Origin of the sequence: Massilia brevitalea (genome assembly GCF_030711405.1) — a bacterium.
GTDB lineage: Bacteria > Pseudomonadota > Gammaproteobacteria > Burkholderiales > Burkholderiaceae_D > Telluria > Telluria brevitalea.
In genome coordinates this window covers 77,833-97,182 of the sequence record NZ_JAULSI010000014.1, presented here as the reverse complement: position 1 = coordinate 97,182, position 19,350 = coordinate 77,833, and the positions used below count along the sequence as shown (strand labels likewise).

At 63.5% G+C, this 19,350-nt stretch carries 17 protein-coding genes; 10 read left to right on the top strand and 7 right to left on the bottom strand.

The genetic code is table 11. The annotated features are described in order from the left end of the window. Positions 1-116: 116 nt before the first annotated feature. Entirely contained in the window at positions 117-665 is a 549-nt protein-coding gene (locus tag QWL29_RS11115; protein ID WP_305822951.1) for a hypothetical protein, read from the top strand. A gap of 146 nt (positions 666-811) precedes the next feature. Here QWL29_RS11115 and QWL29_RS11110 read toward each other — a convergent pair whose 3' ends face one another. The 3 genes from QWL29_RS11110 to QWL29_RS11100 all read right to left on the bottom strand — a co-directional run bounded on the left by QWL29_RS11110 (position 812) and on the right by QWL29_RS11100 (position 4,215). Then, positions 812-1,420 carry a PH domain-containing protein gene (locus tag QWL29_RS11110; RefSeq protein WP_229436686.1) on the bottom strand — a complete coding sequence of 203 codons (609 nt, stop codon included), beginning with the start codon at positions 1,418-1,420 and terminating at the stop codon, positions 812-814. Positions 1,421-1,543: 123 nt separating this feature from the next. Next, positions 1,544-3,796 carry a VIT and vWA domain-containing protein gene (locus QWL29_RS11105; RefSeq protein WP_305822950.1) on the bottom strand — a complete coding sequence of 751 codons (2,253 nt, stop codon included), beginning with the start codon at positions 3,794-3,796 and terminating at the stop codon, positions 1,544-1,546. Continuing rightward, entirely contained in the window at positions 3,793-4,215 is a 423-nt protein-coding gene (locus tag QWL29_RS11100) for a MerR family transcriptional regulator (RefSeq protein ID WP_305822949.1), read from the bottom strand. Before QWL29_RS11100 ends, QWL29_RS11105 begins: the two co-directional genes overlap by 4 nt. A 235-nt stretch (positions 4,216-4,450) precedes the next feature. On the opposite strand from QWL29_RS11100, the gene QWL29_RS11095 reads away from it, so the two are divergent. Both QWL29_RS11095 and QWL29_RS11090 read left to right on the top strand, forming a co-directional pair. Beyond that, complete coding sequence (locus tag QWL29_RS11095; RefSeq protein ID WP_305822948.1) at positions 4,451-7,303, top strand: M16 family metallopeptidase; 2,853 nt, start codon at positions 4,451-4,453, stop codon at positions 7,301-7,303. Positions 7,304-7,454: 151 nt separating this feature from the next. Then, on the top strand, positions 7,455-8,708 hold the full coding sequence (locus tag QWL29_RS11090; RefSeq protein ID WP_305822947.1) for an MFS transporter: 1,254 nt from the start codon (positions 7,455-7,457) through the stop codon (positions 8,706-8,708). 420 nt (positions 8,709-9,128) lie between these two features. On the opposite strand, the gene QWL29_RS11085 is transcribed toward QWL29_RS11090, so the two are convergent. Then, the gene (locus tag QWL29_RS11085) at positions 9,129-10,100 is read right to left on the bottom strand and encodes a serine hydrolase (RefSeq protein WP_305822946.1); all 972 of its coding nucleotides are present in this window, start codon (positions 10,098-10,100) and stop codon (positions 9,129-9,131) included. Positions 10,101-10,322: 222 nt separating this feature from the next. Further along, on the bottom strand, positions 10,323-11,345 hold the full coding sequence (locus tag QWL29_RS11080; protein WP_305822945.1) for a sulfate ABC transporter substrate-binding protein: 1,023 nt from the start codon (positions 11,343-11,345) through the stop codon (positions 10,323-10,325). 246 nt (positions 11,346-11,591) lie between these two features. Between QWL29_RS11080 and QWL29_RS11075 the strand changes: the two genes are divergently transcribed. The 5 genes from QWL29_RS11075 (at position 11,592) to QWL29_RS11055 (ending at position 14,196) form a co-directional block, all read left to right on the top strand. Further along, positions 11,592-12,116 carry a GNAT family N-acetyltransferase gene (locus QWL29_RS11075; RefSeq protein WP_305822944.1) on the top strand — a complete coding sequence of 175 codons (525 nt, stop codon included), beginning with the start codon at positions 11,592-11,594 and terminating at the stop codon, positions 12,114-12,116. 104 nt (positions 12,117-12,220) lie between these two features. Next, positions 12,221-12,829, top strand: coding sequence for a YcbK family protein (locus QWL29_RS11070; RefSeq protein WP_305822943.1), 609 nt, complete (start codon positions 12,221-12,223; stop codon positions 12,827-12,829). A gap of 114 nt (positions 12,830-12,943) precedes the next feature. Next, positions 12,944-13,234 carry a DUF378 domain-containing protein gene (locus QWL29_RS11065; RefSeq protein WP_305822942.1) on the top strand — a complete coding sequence of 97 codons (291 nt, stop codon included), beginning with the start codon at positions 12,944-12,946 and terminating at the stop codon, positions 13,232-13,234. After that, positions 13,234-13,713 carry a metallophosphoesterase family protein gene (locus QWL29_RS11060; RefSeq protein ID WP_305822941.1) on the top strand — a complete coding sequence of 160 codons (480 nt, stop codon included), beginning with the start codon at positions 13,234-13,236 and terminating at the stop codon, positions 13,711-13,713. Before QWL29_RS11065 ends, QWL29_RS11060 begins: the two co-directional genes overlap by 1 nt. Before the next feature lie 66 nt (positions 13,714-13,779). Continuing rightward, positions 13,780-14,196 (top strand): hypothetical protein, encoded by a 417-nt coding sequence (locus QWL29_RS11055; protein ID WP_305822940.1) that lies wholly within the window; start codon positions 13,780-13,782, stop codon positions 14,194-14,196. A 175-nt stretch (positions 14,197-14,371) separates the two neighbouring features. Here QWL29_RS11055 and QWL29_RS11050 read toward each other — a convergent pair whose 3' ends face one another. Together QWL29_RS11050 and QWL29_RS11045 are read right to left on the bottom strand one after the other, a co-directional pair. After that, positions 14,372-15,574 (bottom strand): porin, encoded by a 1,203-nt coding sequence (locus QWL29_RS11050; RefSeq protein ID WP_305822939.1) that lies wholly within the window; start codon positions 15,572-15,574, stop codon positions 14,372-14,374. Between the two features lie 296 nt (positions 15,575-15,870). Beyond that, positions 15,871-17,547, bottom strand: coding sequence for an electron transfer flavoprotein-ubiquinone oxidoreductase (locus QWL29_RS11045; protein WP_305822938.1), 1,677 nt, complete (start codon positions 17,545-17,547; stop codon positions 15,871-15,873). 200 nt (positions 17,548-17,747) lie between these two features. Between QWL29_RS11045 and QWL29_RS11040 the strand changes: the two genes are divergently transcribed. Both QWL29_RS11040 and QWL29_RS11035 read left to right on the top strand, forming a co-directional pair. Then, positions 17,748-18,524, top strand: coding sequence for an SDR family oxidoreductase (locus tag QWL29_RS11040; RefSeq protein ID WP_305822937.1), 777 nt, complete (start codon positions 17,748-17,750; stop codon positions 18,522-18,524). Between the two features lie 42 nt (positions 18,525-18,566). Further along, complete coding sequence (locus QWL29_RS11035) at positions 18,567-18,986, top strand: acyl-CoA thioesterase (RefSeq protein ID WP_305822936.1); 420 nt, start codon at positions 18,567-18,569, stop codon at positions 18,984-18,986. Positions 18,987-19,350: the final 364 nt, after the last annotated feature.

Sequence of the window (19,350 nt, the reverse complement as noted above, 5' to 3'; positions counted from 1 at the left end):
CTGATTCTGGCGGAAATGCTTTCGTGTTCTTACTCAACGCTTTCTGAATTGTTAAGTTGACATAAAGTATTTGACGTTGGAGAATTTCCTTTCTTTTTTTTAATTCGACTTCCAACATGGCTATTGGTGACAGCAAGTTTGTGTACAACTTTGAAGTAATCACGAATGGTAAAGTTGTAGGTACGATCGCAGCAAGAGGCAAGGAAATAAGTGTCGTCATTTTTGAAGGCGGCCGCTCCAGCTATTCGTTGGATCAAATCGACTCTATCGAACTGATTCATGCGGAAGGTGCAAGCTTGCCCCAAGGTGGAAGAGGCATGGTGCTGGGGGCGCTGGTGGCGGGTCCGCTTGGCGCAATCGCTGGTGCGGGGATGGGGCGGTTGCTAAGAGAGTGTCACTTCGTCCTTACGCTGAAAAATGGCCGGGCCTTGTTATGCAAGGGGCTTCACAAGGTTTATGCAGACTTTGAAGCTCACCGGAAAATCCTTGCATTCGAAGAGCGAGGGACGAAAGCGATCGATACGCTGCTCTCGAAGACCACGCCGGCTCTGCCGGAAGCAGGTGCATCGACGGAAGACGCTCCGCCTCCGACTGTCATCACCGTACCTATGCCAGTGCGGCGCGCCCATGATGTGTTTTTCATTCCCAAAAAGACGTCTGGCTAAAGGAGAATTAGGTCGAGTTAAGGCTGGCAGATCGCTGGTGCGGCCAGTGCGTACAGGTACGTTAGCTTTACCGATCAGGAAAAAAAGCGAGAAGCAGCACATTACATGCCGCTTCTCCCGCAAATGACAGTAACTGCTGTCCGTTCTCAGTTGTGGATGTACTTGGTGAAAACGTCGCTGAAATCGCGCTTGGTATGCGTATCGAACATCGCCGTATTCAGCGCCTCCAGCAATTCCCCATACTGGCTCACCAGGCTCCCCGCCCCCGGCGCGATATTCAGCTTGTGCACCGACGCCGTCGCATCCAGCGCGCGCAGGGCGTTATCGCGCGACAGCGCATTGCGTTTCTGCTGCTTGCCGATCGTGATCAGGGCCTTGTAGATATCCTTCAGCTGCTCGATGAAGCTTTTCTTCACGTCGATGGAAAACTTGGTGCCTTCGAGGTTGAACTTGAGTTCGATGTCCATGTCCAGCGTGCCGGCGGTTTCGATGCTGACGTCGGTAATCTGGTACGACGCATAGTCGTAGCGCTTGATCGAGCGCTTCGACGACACGGCCGAATCGCCGTCCACGTGGATCAGGGCGAGATTGGTGAAGCAGTATTCGTCCTTCTTGCTCTTGATGAGGAAAAAGATCTGCTCGCCGTCTTCGCTGAACAAATAATCGTCCGCGTCGACCTTGTCGTAATCGGCCGAGCCGACGATGACGCCGATATCGCTGAACCCCAGTGCTTCCGCTGCCAGTCTCTTGAACATGATCGCCCTCGCGTGATGAAAACGGCTACCTTACCACTGTTTTAGTAAGGCAATTAAACAAGTGTCGCTCGCCTGACGCGGCGCAGCCCGGATCTGCGTGGACGGCCGGTGCCGCGCTGTGCATCAATCGGCCCGCTTGCGCAGGAAAGACGGTATTTCTTCGTCCCAACTCGTTGCCGTCTTGGTGTCGTAGGCGTCACGCACGATCTTCTCGACATGGATCGCCAGCATGCACTCGTCCAGCGTGTCACCCGGCCTGCCCAGGCTGCCGATCGTCTCGGTCAGGCGCGCTATCAGGCTGCGCGGCGTGACGAGCTTGCGGATCGCACGGAGCAGGGCCTGCACCACCGGCGTCTCACCGTAGCCGGCTGCGGCAAGACCGCGCAAGGCTTCGACCAATTGCGGCGGCAAAGCGCCCTCGAGCTGGTCGAGCGAGTCTGGCAGGGGGACGGACTGGTTGCCCAGGTGCTCGACAAATGCGTGCATGCGCGCCCGGTTCGGATACGGATCGGCCTCCAGCAGCGCCTGCCGCCGGAACATCACTGGTGTGTCGTAGCCGGCCTGGCGCTGCCCGACCATCATCGCCGTGTCGCCGCGGCTCCAGACCGCCGGCGCCGAATAGGTCCCGGTACGCAGCACGCCCGCGCCGCCCCAGCCCGCAGGCAAGGCCTGGGCAACGCGTTCCAGCGCCGGCATGATCTGCTGCTTTTCGCCGTCCGCGCGCGCCAGCGTCAGCACCAGGTTGGTCGTCTGGCCGACCAGGCCATATTCCATGGCCAGCGCATGGCGCGTGCGGGCATCGGCATCGCGCATGCGCGCCGCGGCGGCTACCCTGGCCAGGGTGTCGCCCTCGACGATGGCGCCATCGATGCGCAGTTCGGCGCGCTGCGGCGCTCCACTGGCCGGGTCGCACCATTCGAGCACGGCGCTGCCCGGTGCAGCTTCGAAGAAGCCTGCGAAGTGGTGCACGGTCTCGCCATTGAACAGCGGACCGGCATCGGCCTGCCAGCGCGCTTCGCCATCCCAGGTCACCTGCGCGTTCCTCACCGGCGCCTGGCGCATGCGTTTGACCATCCTGCGGATCGCGCCGTCGGCTTCCACCGGGTCGGCGATCAACTCGCAGGCGCCGCCGCTGCGGATGGCCAGCATGTGCAGGAGCGAGGAGGCCGGGGCGCTGCCGATGCCCACCGCGAACACACGCTGGCCGGCCCGTTCGGCGCAGGCGACAAGTTCGTCCGCTTCCCATACGTCGCCGTCGGTGACCAGCAAGACGTCCGCAGCGACAGGGGCGCCGAGGTCGAAGGTGGACAGCAGCGCCTGGCGGATGTCGGTGCCGCCCATGTCGGCCTGGGTGTCGGAGACCCAGCCGCCGGCCTTGGCGATGGCGCGCGGTGTGGCCGCCATCAGCGCGCGGGTGCAGTGCTCGACCGCGCTGCCGAAGCGGCTGAAGCTGAAGCTGTCGGCGATGTCGAGGTGGCTCAGGACCTGGTGCAGGGCGGTGCGTGCGGCGTCGATGCGGTCGCCATTCATCGAGCCCGAGCAGTCGACCAGGATCTTCAGGCCGAGCGGATGCGCGGCGCCCGTCGTGTCCGGGCAAAGGCTCGCGAGCGCAACGTAGCCGCGGCCATCCCTGCCGACCGTGGAAAAGGATGTCGCCGCCAGGCTGTCGATGGCCAGCACGAAATCGCGGTCGAGGCAGGCGTCGGCGGCGGGCGAGACGCGGACGCCGGCGTCGGTACGGCGCAGCGCCAGCGCGTGCGAGGGCGAGGCGAGCCGGCCCCCGGCCAGGTCGCCATGCAGTTCGAGGTCGAGCGTGAAGGGGTGCCGGGCCAGCACATCGGTGACCGGCACCTGATGCGGCTGCATGCCGATCGCGCCCGCGTCGCCATAGCGTGGCCCGATGACGGTCGGGACCACCAGCCGCACCTGGCCCTGCGCCAGGGTGAGCAGCTGGGCATAGCGGAAGCGCACCAGCGCCGTTTCGCCCGGCAGCAGGTTGCCCACGTTGACCGTGTATACGCCGTCGGCCGCGCGTTCCACCATCACCGCCGTATCGCCTTCTTCCAGCGCACGCTCGTACTGGCGCTCGCCGTCGGCCTTGGCCGTCACGGTTCCGCGCAGCACGCGCTCGCCCAGCACGAACTCCACGTCCAGCAAGACTGCATTCCACGGCACCGGGAAGTTGTATACGGCTTCGATGTTGGTGGCGCCGGCGTTCCGGTAGCGCTGCTCCACCCTCAGCTCGAACAGCAAGCCCTTGACGCTGCCTTCGGCGCGCACCGATTCCAGGACCGAGGCGCGGGGCTTGCCGCGAAGGGAGACGAATGCGTCGCTGGCCATGCCCGTATTCACGCCGATGTTCACGCCGATGCTCATGCCGAGGGTTCCTCTTGTTTGATGTGCTGGTAAGCCGCCATCACGGCGGCAAAGAATGTCCGGACCTGTTCCGGCGACAGCCCGGCCTGCGCCGGATCGAGCTTCACCTCGACGCCCTCGTCGACGATGAAATGGCTCCAGACTTCGACCGTCCCGTTGCGGTTGCGGCGTTCGGGAGCGGGCTCGGAGGCGTTGTCGAGGCGCTCGCGGATGCGTTCGAGCGACAGCCCCTCCTGGGTCCAGCGCCGGATCGCCAGCAGCTGCTCCAGGTGCTGCTGGCCATAGCGTGCCGAACGGGTTTCGCCTTCGGGACGATCGACCAGGCCCAGCTGGATGTAGTAGCGCACGGTCCGCTTCGGCAAGCCGGTCAGGGCCGACAGTTCGTCGATGGTGAAGGTTCTCGGTTCGTCGCTTGTCATGCTCATGCTCCGCTGTTGCTTAATGAGAGATCGCCATGGCCGATTCAGTCAGGCAGTTTTAATACAGTAAATTGTGACAGTAGCACTGTCAATAACTTTTTGCTGTCGTTCGGGCATCGCGTCGCAGCGAGGCTAGTCAGGACGTTGTAGCAATTGGGAAATTGCAATACTATCCAGAACCTTATGGTGCACCGGACCATCCGGCGCCATCGTTCTATTCTGAGGATCTGATTGCATGAAGACTTTCCCATCGAAGCTGGTGCTCGCAGCCTGCATTTCGTCGGCGCTCGCGTCGACCGTCCTGGCGCCGGCCCACGCCGCCGGCAAGCCGGCCGCCAGCGCGCCGCAGGCCGGCCTGAAAGTGGACTTCCAGAAGTTCACGCTGCCGAACGGACTGGACGTGGTCTTCCACATCGACCGCTCGGACCCGGTGGTAGCCGTGAATCTCACCGCGCACGTGGGTTCGTCGCGCGAAAAGGCCGGCCGCACCGGCTTTGCCCACCTGTTCGAACACCTGCTGTTCCTGGAATCGGAAAACCTGGGCAAGGGCGGTCTCGACAAGATGACCGCGCGCATCGGCGGCTCCGGCGCCAACGGCTCGACCTCGCAGGACCGCACCAACTACCTGCAGACCGTGCCGAAGGATGCGCTGGAAAAGATGATCTGGGCCGAAGCCGATAAACTCGGCTGGTTCATCAACACCGTGACCGAACCGGTGCTGGCCAAGGAAAAGCAGGTCGTCAAGAACGAGAAGCGCCAGGGCGTGGACAACGCGCCGTATGGCCACACCCGCTACGTCATCAACAAGGCCCTGTACCCGAACGATCACCCCTACAACTGGCAGGTGATCGGCTCGCTCGAAGACCTGCAGAACGCGACCCTGGACGACGTCAAGGAGTTCTACCGCCTGTGGTACGTGCCGAACAACGTGACCCTGGTGATTGCCGGCGACTTCGACCCGGCCCAGGCCCGCAAGTGGGTCGAGAAGTATTTTTCCGAGATCAAGCGCGGCGCGCCGATGAAAGCGATGGACAAGCGTCCGGGCGTGGTGAAGCAGACCGTGAAGCTGGCGCACGAAGACAACTTCGCCAAGCTGCCCGAGCTGACCATGTCCTGGCCGACGGTCGAGGACCTGCATCCCGACAGCTATGCGCTGGAAGTGCTGGCCGAATACCTGTCGGAGACCAAGCGCGCGCCGTTCTACCAGGTGCTGGTGGAAGACGACAAGCTGGCGCCAGCCGTCCAGATGGGCAACCAGACTGCGGAACTGGCCGGCCAGTTCATGCTGAAGGTGCGCGCCTTCGAGGGTAAACCGCTCGACCAGGTGGCGGGTTCCATCGACAAGGCATTCGCCAAATTCGAAAAGGAAGGCATCTCGGAGCGCGACCTGAACCGCATCAAGGCCGGCCTCGAGACGCGTTTCTATAACTCGGTGTCGAGCGTGCTCGGCAAGTCGGCGCTGCTGGCCGAATACAACTACCTGACCGGCAATCCGGGCCACATCGAAGAAGGCATCCGCAAGACCCTGGCCGTGACCACGGCCGACGTGCGCCGCGTGTACGCCACCTACATCAAGGGCAAACCGTACGTGGCCACCAGTTTCGTCCCGAAAGGCAAGCTGGCGCTGGCCCTGAGCGGCTCCGGCAAGGCCGACGTGGTCGAGGAAAAAGTGGTGCAGGGCGCCGAGAACGCGGTCGACCCGAGCGCGAACGCCGAGTATGCGAAGACTCCGTCCAGCTTCGACCGCAGCAAGGAGCCGCCGTATGGCCCGGCGCCGGTGGTCAAGGTGCCGCAGGTCTGGGACACCAAACTGGCGAACGGCATGCGCGTGGTCGGCATCGAGAACGACGAGGTGCCGCTGGTGGAGTTCGACATCGCCGTCGACGGCGGCCTGCTGCTCGACAAGCCGGAAAAGGTGGGCGTGGCGAATTTGATGGCGCGCCTGATGACCCAGGGCACGGCCAAGAAAACGCCGCAGGAACTGGAAGAAGCAATCCAGCAATTGGGCGCGAGCATCAATGTGTTTGCGCGCAACGAAGACGTGCGCATCGGCGTCACCACCCTGGCCCGCAATTACCAGGCCACGCTGGACCTGGTCGAGGAAATCCTGCTGCAGCCGCGCTGGGACGAGAAGGAATTTGCGCTCATCAAGCAGAGCGTGCTGAGCCAGATCCGCCAGCAGGAAGCCGAGCCGAATGCCGTGGCCAGCCTGAACTTCGGCAAGCTGGTGTATGGCAAGGACGATCCGCGTTCGCGCAACATCCTGGGCACGGTGGAGAGCGTGAATGCGATCACCATCGACGACCTGAAGGATTACTACCGCGCGAATCTGTCGCCGTCGGTGGCGCGCATGCACGTGGTCGGCGCCTTGCCGAAGGCAAGCGTGACGCGCTCGCTGGCCGAGCTGGACCGCGAGTGGAAGGCCAAGCCGGTCGTGCTGCCGGCCGCCGTGCCTGCGCCGGCCCCGACGCCGGCCAGGGTCTATTTCGTCGACGTGCCGGATGCCAAGCAATCGGTGCTGCGCATCGGCTACCGCGCGCTGGCGGCCACCGACCCGGACTTTTATCCGGCCACCGTGACCAACTACATCCTGGGCGGCGGCGGCTTCGCCTCGCGCCTGACCCAGCAGCTGCGCGAAGGCAAGGGCTACACCTACGGCATCAATTCGGCCTTCGCCGGCAGCAACAGCGCCGGTCCCTTCACCATCGCCAGCGGCGTGCGCAGCAACGTCACGCTCGAATCGGCCCAGCTGGTGAAGCAGGTGCTGCAGGAATACCCGGCGACTTACTCGGCGGCCGACCTGGAAACGACCAAGAACTTCCTGGTCAAGAGTAACGCGCGCGTCTTCGAAACCTCGGCGGCGAAGCTGAACATGCTGGACAACATCAGCAAGTTCGGCTGGCGCGCCAGCTACGTCAAGGACCGCGAAGCCATCGTCAAGGCCATGACCCTGCCACAGATCCAGTCGCTGTCGCAGAAATACCTGGACCCGTCGAAGATGGTCTGGCTGGTGGTGGGCGACGCCAAGACCCAGCTGCCGCGCATGCAGGAGCTGGGCTTCGAGGAACCGGTCATCATTAGCAAATAAGCAGCAAAAAAACAACGGGGGTCAGGTCTGACATGCGGACACGGCCTCTGCTGTTATCCTTGGAAATGAACGGGCAGGTTGGGCAATACGGATGAGCTCGTGTCCGAATGTCAGACTTGACCCTCGCTTTTTATGCTTTTCCTCGCTTTTCATGACAAAACAATCCTGGTATTTCGGCTGGAATATCGTTGCCGCCGCCACCCTGCTCACCACTCTGACGGTCGGCATGCGCCTCGGCATCGGGCCCTTCTTCCTGCCCATGGTCGAGGACCTGGGCTTCAGCCGCAGCCTGCTGGCCTCGATCATTGCCATCGGCATGCTGTGCTATGGTCTGGCGATGCCGCTGGCGGGCTACCTGGTGGGGTGCTTCGGCACGCGTGTCGTGCTGCTGCTCGGCACGGCCATCGTGGTCGGCTCGGTGATCTGGACCGTGAACGCGCGTTCGCCGCTGGGCTTCCTGCTGGCGTTCGGCGTGCTGATGTCGGTCGGTCTCGGCTTTACCAGCCCGGTGGCGCTGACGCCCATCATCAGCCGCTGGTTCACGCGCCAGCGCGGCATGGCGCTGTTCTTCCTGTCCACCGGGTCGATGGCGGGCATGGCGCTGCTCACGCCCATCCTTACCGCATCCATCCACGCCATCGGCTGGCAATCGACGCTGATCGGCTTTGCGGTCCTGTTCGCCGTGGTGACGGTGCCGGCGGCGCTGCTGTGCATGCGCGAGGCGGCGCCCGAACATACCGATTTGCTGTCCGAGCAGGTCAGCGCAGGCAAGGCGGGCGGCAAGACGGCGCCGGCCAGCCTGAGCTTCGGCGCCGCCGTGCAGACCTCGCCGTTCTGGAAAATCGTGATCGGCCTGTTTGCCTGCGGCTTCAGCATGAACCTGCTCGGCACCCACGGCGTGCCCATGCTGATGGACCATGGTTTCGACGCCATGACCAGTTCCTACGGCATCGGGCTGATCGGCCTGGTGGCGATCCTCGGCACGCTGGTGCTGGGCCGCCTGTCGGACCGCCTGCCGCGCCGGAATATCCTGGGCGCGATCTACCTGGTGCGCGGCTTCGGCTTCTTTGCGCTCTTGGCCGTCGGCACCCATTGGGAGCTGTACGTCGCCGCAGCCATCGGTGGCATGGTCTGGGCCGGCAGCATCGCCACCTCGTCGGCAATGCTGGCCGATATTTACGGCGTGCGCCTGGTTGGCGTGATGTACGGCACAGCGTATCTGGGCCACCAGGTTGGCGCCATGCTCAGCTCCTGGCTGGGCGGCTGGGCGTTCGACCGCTTCGGCACGCACTGGGTGGCATTTGGCCTGTCCGGCGTGCTGCTGGTGATCGCGGCAGCCGTGTCGATGCGCCTGCCCCTGAAAGGCTTTACCTTGACGGCGCCGGTTACGCCGGCAGCCAGGTAGGCGCAGGGGAGGGCGGGGTAGTCATCGCCTCCATTACCCCGCTTTCGCACGATACGACACGATAGCGCACGATTTGCGGACGAAACCGCGCGATACGGTCGCGCATTCGCACGAAACGGCGACGAAACTGCGCGACAGCGGCACGATTTCACACGATGCCATCGTTTATACGCTTTGGCATATGGCGAGATATGCGAACGCATATCGTGCGGAATCGCGCTCCGTGCGCGCGCAGATCGTGCGCTTTCGCGGCCGAATCGGGCGATATCGTGGGCCATCGTGCGATTACGGGCTGCTGGGGAATTGAGAGGACCCGCCGGGCGGACTCCTATATTGCCACTCTCCAAAACAAAAGGGACTGCCGCGTGAGCGAGAGTCCCTTTGTCATCCGAGCCCAGACCGCCCGCAGGCGGCGCCCAATCAATTGCGGCGCTTGCGCGTGACGACGGCCTTTTTCTTCTTCGGCGCGACCACGACTTTCGACTTGCTGCGGGTCGAGGCTTTCGCCTTGACCTTCACGCGGCCGGCTGAGGCCTTGATGCGCGGGGCGCGGCTGCTGGCCTTCAGCACCGCGCGCGGGGCGCTGGCGGCAACCGGGTCCTTCCCGCCATTGATGTAGCGGCGGATGTTCAGCGCGTCCATGATGCGCGCCGACGAGGCGCCGGCGTTCAGCAGCACCATGGTCGCGTTCTTGCCGGCGGCCTTGATGCTCATGATCAGGCAGCGGCCCGCTTCCTGGGTGTAGCCGGTCTTCGACAGGCCGACGTCCCAGCCCTTGGCGCCGACCAGGCGGTTGGTGTTGTGGAATTCGACTTCGCGGCTGTTGATGCTGATCAGGTTCTTGGCATCGGTGGTGCGGTCGGTGATTTCCTTGTAGTTCGAGGCGGCGTTGGCCATCTTGACCAGGTCGGCAGCGGTCGAGCGGTTGTTCGGCGACAGGCCGGTCGGCTCTTCGATCACGGTGTTGGTCATGCCCAGCGCGGCGATCTTGTGGCGCACGGCAGCCTTGAAGGCAGGCACGCCGCCCGGATAGGTGCGGGCAAGCGAGGCGGCGGCGCGGTTGTCCGAAGACATCAGGGCCAGTTGCAGCACGTCTTCGCGCGGAATGCTGGCGCCGACCGGCACGCGCGAGGTGCTGTGTTTCAGGGTATCGACGTCGCTGCGGTCGATCTCGATCAGTTCCTGCATGTCCTGCTTCGCGTCCAGGATGACCATGGCGGTCATCAGCTTGGTCAGCGAGGCGATGGGCATGACGGTGCTGGCGTTTTTTTCCAGCAGAACTTTGCCGGTGTCATCTTCCACCACCAGCACCGATTGCGAACCGAACGGCACCGCGAGTGCGGCAGCAGACGAGATCGACAATAGGACGGCAGCGAACAGTTTTTTCATCATGGTGTCGGAATGGGGAGTCGGGGTTGAGGGCCAGGATGCCAGGGCGGCATCGCGTCTTGCTGTAAGGCACACCGAAGTTTGAAAGATAGCATCGCCATTTCCCCGTGTCTATGGCGCACAGGAAAAAACGACCTCCATATGCATATTTTCCCGAAAAAAAGGCCCTGCGTTGTTGCAGGGCCTTTTTAGAGTTGCAAGAAGCTGACTGCTTCGTCAAGACGATTACTTCGGCTGGTAGATCTTGTCGAACTCGCCGCCGTCGTCGAAGTGGACCTTCTGGGCATTGCGCCAGCCGCCGAACAGCTCGTCGACCGTGAACAGGGCGATCGGCTTGTAGTTCGCCGCATACTTCTTCATCACCGCTTCGTTGCGCACGCGCAGGAAGTGCTTGGCGCCGATTTCCTGGCCGGCCGGGGTGTACAGGAAGTTCAGGTAGGCCGTTGCCGGCTTGCGTACATTGCGGCGGTCGACCACCTTGTCGACCACGGCCACCGGCGATTCGGCCAGGATCGAAGCTTGCGGATACACGACCTCGAAGTTGTCGCCGAACTCCTTGCGCACCATGCTGACTTCGTTTTCGAAGGTCACCAGGGCGTCGCCGATCTGGCGCTGGGTAAAGGTGGTGGTGGCAGCACGGCCGCCGCCGTCGAGGATCGGCACATTCTTGAAGATGCGGCCGACCAGGTCGCGCGCCTGCGCTTCGTTGCCGCCCTTTTTCAGCACCGAGCCCCAGGCCGCCAGGTAGGTGTAGCGGCCATTGCCCGCGGTCTTCGGGTTCGGGATCACGACCTGCACGCCCGGCTTGGCCAGGTCGTCCCAGTTCTTGATGCCTTTTGGATTGCCCTTGCGGACCAGGAACACCATGGTCGAGTAATAGGGCGCCGCATTGTTCGGGAACTTCTTCGCCCAGTCCTTGGCCACCAAGCCACGGTCGGCCAGCATGTCGATGTCGTTGGCCTGGTTCATGGTGACGACCGACGCTTCCAGGCCGTCGGCCACGGCGCGCGCCTGCTTGCTCGAGCCGCCGTGCGACTGCTTGATGGTGACGGTGTCGCCGGTCGCCTTTTTATAGTCGGCGATGAAGGCCGGGTTGACGTCCTTGTACAGTTCGCGCGCCACGTCGTAGGACACGTTCAGCAGCTCGGCCTCGGCGGCGCTTGCGCTCAGCGGCAGGACGGCGCCCAGGGCCAATGCGGCGCCAAGGGACAACGACACGCGACGCAGGGGCAGGAATTTGTTCGGCATATGTTCTCGCTTTTTGTATGCTATTGGGACAGTGTGCATGTTCCTTAATTTCGGCGCGAAACGGAAGAATACTTTCGTCATATGCTTAGAAGCCGCGCGCAGACTGGCGCCAGGACTGCATGGCATCCGGCAGACGAAGCCGCTTTCGGTGTATAGTCCGGGCATTGCGCTACCCGGATGGGATACCCGGACGGGACAATGCGCAGCAAGAAAATAGTGAGACAACGATTTACTGGGTCAGATGGTATGGGTATCGATATTCGCACAGCAGCACCGGCCGACGCCGCTTACGCCTGCGCCTTGCTACGCCGCTCGATCGAGATCGGCTGCGAGGCCGATCATCGCGACCGTCCTGGCCTGCTCGACACCTGGCTCGGCAACAAGACGCCGGAGAATGTCGCCGCCTGGTTCACCGCGCCGACCAACTACGCCATCGTTGCCGAGCAGGACGGCAAACTGCTCGGCCTGGCCCTGCTGACCCAGGCCGGCAAGGTGCCACTCTGCTATGTCGAGCCGGATGCCTTGCGCAGCGGCGTCGGCCGCGCCCTGCTGGCAGCCCTGGAAGCGCAGGCGCGCGCCTGGAATATCCGCAAGCTGCACCTGCACAGCCCGCACAGCGCGGCGCCGTTTTTCGAGCGCCATGGCTACACGAATGCCGGCCTGGAAAAGTCCTGCTTCGGCATGGAAAGCAACTTGTTGTGGAAAGCACTGGATATCGATCCAGCGGTTGCGGCAAAACAGGGTAAACGTTTTTGCAATTGCAGCCAATAAGCGACACGTACCGTCTTCTTTAAGCGAAGTTGTTGCGTTATAGTACAGACCTTCGCATTGATGAGTACGTTATGTCTTCCCGCAGAGATTTCCTTCGACAGGGCATGCACCTGTCCGCCCTGGGCGTACTGAGCCCGACCCTGATCGGCAGTGCCCAGGCTGCAGCGCAGGCGGCGCCGGCCGACCTGACTCCCCCTCCCGATTTGTTCGACGCGCAGTTGCTCGACCTCGATTTCTGGGTCAAGCCGCGTACGCTTACCGTCACCCGCCCGGCCAGCGGCGAAAAGGCCAGGCTGCTGTACTGGAAAGACGGCGAGATGATCGATTCCGCCTACCAGGAACTGTGCCACCTGCTGCGCGACGTGAACGGCAAGCAGACCGCGGCGATCGACCCGAAACTGCTGGAAATGCTGTGGAGCACCCAGGCCTTCATCGCCCGCTACGGCCTGGAGCAGCCGCTCGAGATCCTGTCGGGCTACCGCACCCCGGCCTCGAACGCGCGCCTGATCGAAGCCGGCGTGCCGGCCGCGCGCAAGTCGCTGCACATGACGGGCAAGGCCGCCGACATCCGGATTGCCAGCCTGAACGAGGAAGTCCTTGGCGGACTGGTGCGCAGCTTCCGCACCGGCGGGGTGGGCTATTACTACCGGTCGGGTCCGAAGGGCGGCTGGATTCATGCGGATACCGGCCTGAACCGCACCTGGAAAGGTTAGTCCGCCATCCACGGCGCGCCAGCCTGCTGGTATTTTTGCTATCGTGAGTCTGCGCGGCGCCGCTTGCGCCGCCGGTTCGACGCATCCCGACTCATCCGATCCGAGGAGAAAACGATGGCAACGATGAACGCACCCACGATGGACCGCCGTACCAGCCCGGAACGCCGTCTCGCCCTGCGCGAAGGCCGCCGTTCCGCCATGTCGGCCCTCGACTACCTGGCCATGGCGCTGCTGATCGTCGGCGGCCTGAACTGGGCCATGGTCGGCCTGTTCGACGTCGATATCGTCGCCACCATCTTCGGCCCGGGCAGCCCGGCCACGCGCCTGGTGTACGTGGTGGTGGGCCTGGCCGCGCTGTACTCGATCTACACGACGGCGAAGATGGCGAGCGCCAAGCGCCACTGATGGTGTCGCCGGCGGCCGTGCGCATCGGCCTGATTTCCGATACCCACGGCCTGCTGCGTCCGGAAGCATTGCGCTTCCTGGCCGGCTGCGACCATATCGTGCATGGCGGCGACATCGGCAAGCCCGGCATCCTCGACGAGCTGGCGCAACTTGCGCCCTTGACCGTGGTGCGCGGGAATAACGACCGCGAGGACTGGGCCGCCGGCATACCCGTGACGGCGACGCTGCAATGCGCCGGCGTGACCCTGTACGCGATCCACGACCTGAAGGAACTCGCCATCGACCCGCGCGCGGCCGGGGTGCGCGTGGTCGTGTCCGGGCATTCGCACAAGCCGGCCTGCAGCGAGCGCGGCGGCGTGCTGTACGTGAATCCGGGCAGTGCCGGCCGGCGCCGCTTCACGCTGCCCATTTCCTGCGCCGAGCTGCTGATCGAGGGGGAGGTGGTGACGCCGCGCATCGTCACCATCGTCGCCGATTAAAGCGCGGCCCACGCATGCCTGCAAATGCCGTAGCATACGGCTCTTACGCCATTCTTATCGCATGTCATGACCGCATCAAACGATTCCCCAGACACCCCGCCGCGCTTCCGTCCCCGTCCCTGGTTCCACCTCGAAACCCCGCAGGATGTCGAGCTCTGGATCGCCGAGCACGACCAGGCGTTGCAGGACCTGATCAAGCCGCAGGAAACCGGTTACGGCGTCAAGTTCACGCTGGCCGAAGGCGGCGACATCTACCTGCAGACCGGCGAGGATGCGCTCGTGCTCGACGTCGAGCCGGACGCGGCCTGGATCGCGCCCCTGATCACCGCTGCCACCGGCGCCGAGCCGCCGCCGGGCCAATACTGGCTGCTGCCGGCCGACCGGCTGGTGCAGCTGGTCATTGGTTTATCGAGCCTGGTTGCCAGCACCACGCTGGTGGTCGGCCACCGCTTCGGCGCCCACGGCCGGCGCATGGCGTATTAGGTATGCCTGGTGGGTTCGAGCCGCACGCGGACCGACCCACCCTACAAGGATGCGCTACGATAAAAGGTAGTCTCGTAGGGTGGGCACTCCGTGCCCACGCGGTTACGTGCAGATCCTTGCACCCGCAGCAGCGAACCATCGCCCGCCACCGCTTGCAACGACCACTACCCCCGCATCAGAAGTGGTGCGTCACACCCATCGCCAGGGTGCGCGTTTCGATTCCCATCTGCGGCACCGTGGTCCCCGCCACCAGCGGCAATGCCGTCCCATTCAGGATCACCGTCGACACCCCGAAATTGCGTACCGACCCCGCCCGCACATACAAGCCTGTCCGGCGCGACAAATCGACATCCGCCCCCAGCATGATCCCCAGCGCCGACGACTGCGCCAGCTGCCCGGAAAAATTGCGCGCCCGCTCGGTATCGCGGTACACCGCCGACGCCCGGTAGGTGAACTGCCCGCGCGGCACGATCAACCCCAGCGTCACCAGCGAGGCCTCGCCGCTCTGCGCCTCGCGCGGCTTGATCTGCACATAGGACGTCGACAGCACCAGCCGGCCATTGTCGAAGATCGCGCCGACCGACGGAATATCCGTGCGCACGCTCTGTGCCGGCGCGCCGCCCGTCACCACGACCGGGCTGCTGAAGCCCTGGGTCAGGCTGGCCGCCAGGTAGAACGGCCCGCTGTTGTACGACAGCACGCCGCCGCGCGCGCCGGTGCGGGGCTCGTTGGCGCCGGTCGGGTTGGTGGCGTAGATGAACTGCGCCGACAGCGGGCCGACGCGCGGCGTGGCGTAGGTGATGGATTTCGGCACGCGCACCGGAATCGTCGCCGCGCCGGGGCCGAGGTCGGTATTCGAGCCGAGGCCGCGCGGCGTCTGCATGATGCCGCCGCCGACCCAGGTATACACCGAGTTCGTCACCGGCAGGCCATAGGGGTCGATGAACAGCGGCAGCATCGCATTGATCTGGTTACCGATGCGCACTGCGCCCCAGGTGCTCGACCGCAGGCCAACCCAGGACTCGCGGTTGAACAGGGCGGCGGCCTGCTGGGTGCCGTCGTCGGCATTCAGGCCCGCTTCCAGCTTGATCTCCGCCTTCAGCCCACCGCCCAGGTCTTCCGATGCGTAGAAACCGAGCTTGGAGCTGTAGGTACCGCCGCTCTGCATCTGCCACTTGCCCGCGGCGTGATCGGTTTTCGTGTACAGCGTGCCGAGGTCGACCGTGCCGTAGACCACCATGGTGCTTGCGGCGCGGCTGAATTCAGGCATCTGGGCCAGGCGGGTCATCAGGTAGGAGGGCGTGGTCTGGGCGCTGGCGTGGGCGAAGACTGAGGCGAGGGCGGTGCAGAGCAGGGCGCGGCGGAGAGGGCTTGGCATGGAGGCAAGGTTGGTGGAATTGAAGGCGCGCATTATTGCATATGGATAATGCGCGTCACCAGCCAGGCGGGGTGGGCACTTGTTGTATGGCGGTAACAAGTGTCAGTGGGCCTGAGATTGTCCGTGTATTGGATGATCATGCGTCGTACCGCGTGGGCACAAGTGCCCACCCTACATTGCATATGCCGCGAAAGTTTGCACCTGCACTCGTGCCCACGCGGTCCTTCGTGTCGATGCACACCCGACAATAAAAAACAGCCCGCCAAAGCGAGCTGTCTTCCCATCCAACGACCAAATTACATGTTCGGATAATTCGGCCCGCCGCCACCTTCCGGTGTCACCCACACGATATTCTGCGTCGGGTCCTTGATGTCGCAGGTCTTGCAATGCACGCAGTTCTGCGCATTGATCTGCAAGCGGTCCTGCCCCGCATCCGTCTTCACATACTCGTACACGCCGGCAGGGCAATAGCGCTGCTCGGGCCCCGCATACTTGGCCAGGTTCACCTCGACCGGAATCGCCGGATTCTTCAGGGTCAGGTGCACCGGCTGGTCTTCCGCGTGATTCGTGTTCGAGATGAACACCGACGACAGCTTGTCGAAGGTCAGCTTGCCGTCCGGTTTCGGATACACGATCGGCGTGAATTCCGAAGCCGGGCGCAGGCATTCGTTGTCGGCATGCTTGTGGCGCAGCGTCCAGGGCGCCTTGCCCTTGAAGATCAACTGGTCGATACCGGTCATCACAGTGCCCAGGTACAGGCCCTTGCTCATCCACGGCTTGAAGTTGCGCGCCACGTGCAGTTCCTCGTGCAGCCAGGAGTTCTTGAAGGCTTCCGGATAGCTGCTCAATTCATCGTGCTGGCGTCCCGCGCCGAGCGCCGCAAAGGCCGATTCCGCCGCCAGCATGCCGGTCTTGATCGCGCCATGGCTGCCCTTGATGCGGCTGACGTTCAGGAAGCCCGCGTCGCAGCCGATCAGGCAGCCGCCCGGGAAGACGGTTTTTGGCAGCGATTGCAAACCGCCTGCGGTGATCGCGCGCGCGCCATACGAGATGCGCTTGCCGCCTTCGAAGTAGCCGCGAATCGCCGGATGGGTTTTGTAGCGCTGGAATTCCTCGTACGGCGACAAATACGGGTTCTGGTAGGACAGGCCCACCACGTAGCCGACGGCCACCTGGTTGTTCTCCAGGTGGTACAGGAAGGAGCCGCCATAGGTATCGGTCGGCAGCGGCCAGCCGGCGGTGTGGATCACCAGGCCCGGCTTGTGCTTGGCCGGGTCGATTTCCCAGAGTTCCTTGATGCCGATGCCGTACACCTGCGGGTCCTTGCCCTTGTTCAGGTCGTACTTGGCCATCAATTGCTTGCCCAGGTGGCCGCGCGAACCTTCGGCAAAGAAGGTGTACTTTGCATGCAGTTCCATGCCGAGCTGGAAGTCCGGACCTGGCTCGCCGTCGCGCTTGACGCCCATGTTGCCGGTGGCGACACCTTTCACCGAGCCGTCCTCGTTGTACAGCACTTCGGCCGCCGGGAAGCCGGGGAAGATTTCCACACCCAGGGCTTCGGCCTGCTGGCCCAGCCAGCGCGTGACGCTGGCCAGCGAGATGATGTAGTTGCCGTGGTTGGTCAGCGACTTGGGCACCATGAACGAGGGCGTGGCGTACGACTTGGTCTCGGTCAGGAACAGCACCTGGTCTTCGGTGACGGCGGTGTTCAGCGGCGCGCCGAGTTCCTTCCAGTTCGGGAACAGCTCGTTCAGCGCGATCGGGTCCATCACCGCGCCCGACAGGATATGGGCGCCGACTTCGCTGCCTTTTTCCAGCACGCAGACCGTCGCTTCCTGGCCTTTTTCAGCGGCCAGCTGCTTCAGGCGAATCGCCGCCGACAGGCCCGCCGGGCCGCCGCCGACGATCACAACGTCGTACTCCATTGCTTCGCGCGGGCCGTATTGTTCGAGGATGTTGGTAGGCTCTGTCATGGTCGTAAAATGGGTTAAAAAAATTTAAGCACGAGTGTGCGGGTTTTTGCTGCCGTTTGCAATGTGGCGCACCGTTTTAGGGCCAATTTATCCCGATTATTAGGGGCGAAGGTCTAATCCCGCCGTCCTGGGGCTGGGTTTTATGCCATCATTATGCCTTCATAGTCATCCGTGCCGCGGCACACCAGACAGGAGCGAACGTGGGCATCGAAGTCAATTTTGAAGGAAAGATCGCCATGGTCACCGGCGCCTCGAGCGGCCTCGGGGCGCGCTTCGCGAAAGCCCTGGCCGGCGCCGGCGCCCAGGTGGTGCTGGCCTCGCGCCGCATCGACCGCCTGAAGGAACTGCGCGCCGAAATCGAGGCCGACGGCGGCGCCGCCCACGTGGTCACGCTCGACGTCACCGACCTGGCCAGCATCAAGTCGGCGATTGCCCACGCCGAAACCGAGGCCGGCCCGATCGACATCCTGGTCAACAACTCCGGCGTGCAGAGCACCCAGCGCCTGCTCGATGTCACCGAAGACGATTACCAGTACATCATGGACACCAATTTGCGCGGCGCGTTTTTCGTCGCGCAGCAGGCGGCCAAGCGCATGATCCAGCGCGCCAAGGGCGATCCGCGCAAGCAGCACCGCATCGTAAACATCGCCTCGGTGGCCGGCCTGCGCGTGCTGCCGCAGATCGGCGTGTACTGCATGAGCAAGGCCGGCGTGGTGCAGATGACCAAGGCGATGGCGGTGGAGTGGGGCAAGTACGGCATCAACGTGAACGCCATCTGCCCCGGCTACATCGCCACCGAGATGAACGAGGATTATTTCGAGACCGAACAGGGCAAGAAGCTGATCGAGCTGCTGCCGCGCAAGCGCCCGGGCAAGCCGGAAGACCTGGATGGCCTGCTGCTGCTGCTGGCGGCCGAGGAAGCGCATTTCATCAACGGCGCCATCATCACGGCGGACGACGGCATGACGGCGCAATAAGATCTTCGCAGTACCGAATTTTTAGCAACAAGAGCAGGAAGCATGAGCAACAAGAAGCTGGTACACACGATGCGGATGCCGGTCCGCTGGGGCGATATGGACGCGATGGGCCATGTCAACAACACGGTTTATTTCCGCTACATCGAGACGGCGCGCATCGCCTGGCTGGAAGGGGTGGGCGCCTTGCCCGACCCGAGCAAGAGCGGCCCTGTGCTGGTCAATGCGCAGTGTTCGTTCCTGAAGCAACTGAAGTATCCAGCCGAGATCGAGGTCACGTCCTGGGTCGGTCCGCCGGGGCGGTCGAGCTTCGAGGTGTCGCACGAGATTCGTCTCGTCGACGCGAACGGAGACGCGGGCGCGCTGCATGCCGAAGGCGCGGCCAAGATCGTCTGGGTTGATTTTACGGTCGAGAAATCGGTGCCGCTGCCGGACGAGATACACAGCCTGCTGCCCGCAGCATGAGCGAAGCGCCCCGCGGGGCGCTTTTTTTATTGTGTCGGCTCTGGCCGGAGCCACAATGTCTCCCGTAGGGTGGGCACTCGTGCCCACGCGGTACGCACCCATCCGTCAGTCCGCAGCGGCGAGGCATCGCTCGCAACGCCTCCATCTACGACAAACCCGCATGGCGCCCGGCTTCGCTTGAAGCCAGCGAGCGACAATTTACCGCCACGAGTGCAAGCCAGCGCACCTACCGCGTGGGCACGGAGTGCCCACCCTACGGATGCCCATCGTCCGTTACAAGCGCCAACACTATTCAGCCGTCAAGCCCCATCGCAAGACCGTTGTAATCCCGCTGATTGTGAGAATGTGTGAGTTTTAGCTGGCT

Bases quoted from the DNA above. Each gene is read 5' to 3' on its own strand.
- QWL29_RS11050 (WP_305822939.1), bottom strand. From the start codon at position 15,574: ATGCCAAGCCCTCTCCGCCGCGCCCTGCTCTGCACCGCCCTCGCCTCA.
- QWL29_RS11105 (WP_305822950.1), bottom strand. From the start codon at position 3,796: ATGAGCATCGGCGTGAACATCGGCGTGAATACGGGCATGGCCAGCGAC.
- QWL29_RS11045 (WP_305822938.1), bottom strand. From the start codon at position 17,547: ATGACAGAGCCTACCAACATCCTCGAACAATACGGCCCGCGCGAAGCA.
- QWL29_RS11035 (WP_305822936.1), top strand. From the start codon at position 18,567: ATGAGCAACAAGAAGCTGGTACACACGATGCGGATGCCGGTCCGCTGG.
- QWL29_RS11060 (WP_305822941.1), top strand. From the start codon at position 13,234: ATGGTGTCGCCGGCGGCCGTGCGCATCGGCCTGATTTCCGATACCCAC.
- QWL29_RS11095 (WP_305822948.1), top strand. From the start codon at position 4,451: ATGAAGACTTTCCCATCGAAGCTGGTGCTCGCAGCCTGCATTTCGTCG.
- QWL29_RS11070 (WP_305822943.1), top strand. From the start codon at position 12,221: ATGCACCTGTCCGCCCTGGGCGTACTGAGCCCGACCCTGATCGGCAGT.
- QWL29_RS11085 (WP_305822946.1), bottom strand. From the start codon at position 10,100: ATGATGAAAAAACTGTTCGCTGCCGTCCTATTGTCGATCTCGTCTGCT.
- QWL29_RS11055 (WP_305822940.1), top strand. From the start codon at position 13,780: ATGACCGCATCAAACGATTCCCCAGACACCCCGCCGCGCTTCCGTCCC.
- QWL29_RS11075 (WP_305822944.1), top strand. From the start codon at position 11,592: ATGGGTATCGATATTCGCACAGCAGCACCGGCCGACGCCGCTTACGCC.
- QWL29_RS11115 (WP_305822951.1), top strand. From the start codon at position 117: ATGGCTATTGGTGACAGCAAGTTTGTGTACAACTTTGAAGTAATCACG.
- QWL29_RS11090 (WP_305822947.1), top strand. From the start codon at position 7,455: ATGACAAAACAATCCTGGTATTTCGGCTGGAATATCGTTGCCGCCGCC.
- QWL29_RS11110 (WP_229436686.1), bottom strand. From the start codon at position 1,420: ATGTTCAAGAGACTGGCAGCGGAAGCACTGGGGTTCAGCGATATCGGC.
- QWL29_RS11065 (WP_305822942.1), top strand. From the start codon at position 12,944: ATGGCAACGATGAACGCACCCACGATGGACCGCCGTACCAGCCCGGAA.
- QWL29_RS11080 (WP_305822945.1), bottom strand. From the start codon at position 11,345: ATGCCGAACAAATTCCTGCCCCTGCGTCGCGTGTCGTTGTCCCTTGGC.
- QWL29_RS11100 (WP_305822949.1), bottom strand. From the start codon at position 4,215: ATGACAAGCGACGAACCGAGAACCTTCACCATCGACGAACTGTCGGCC.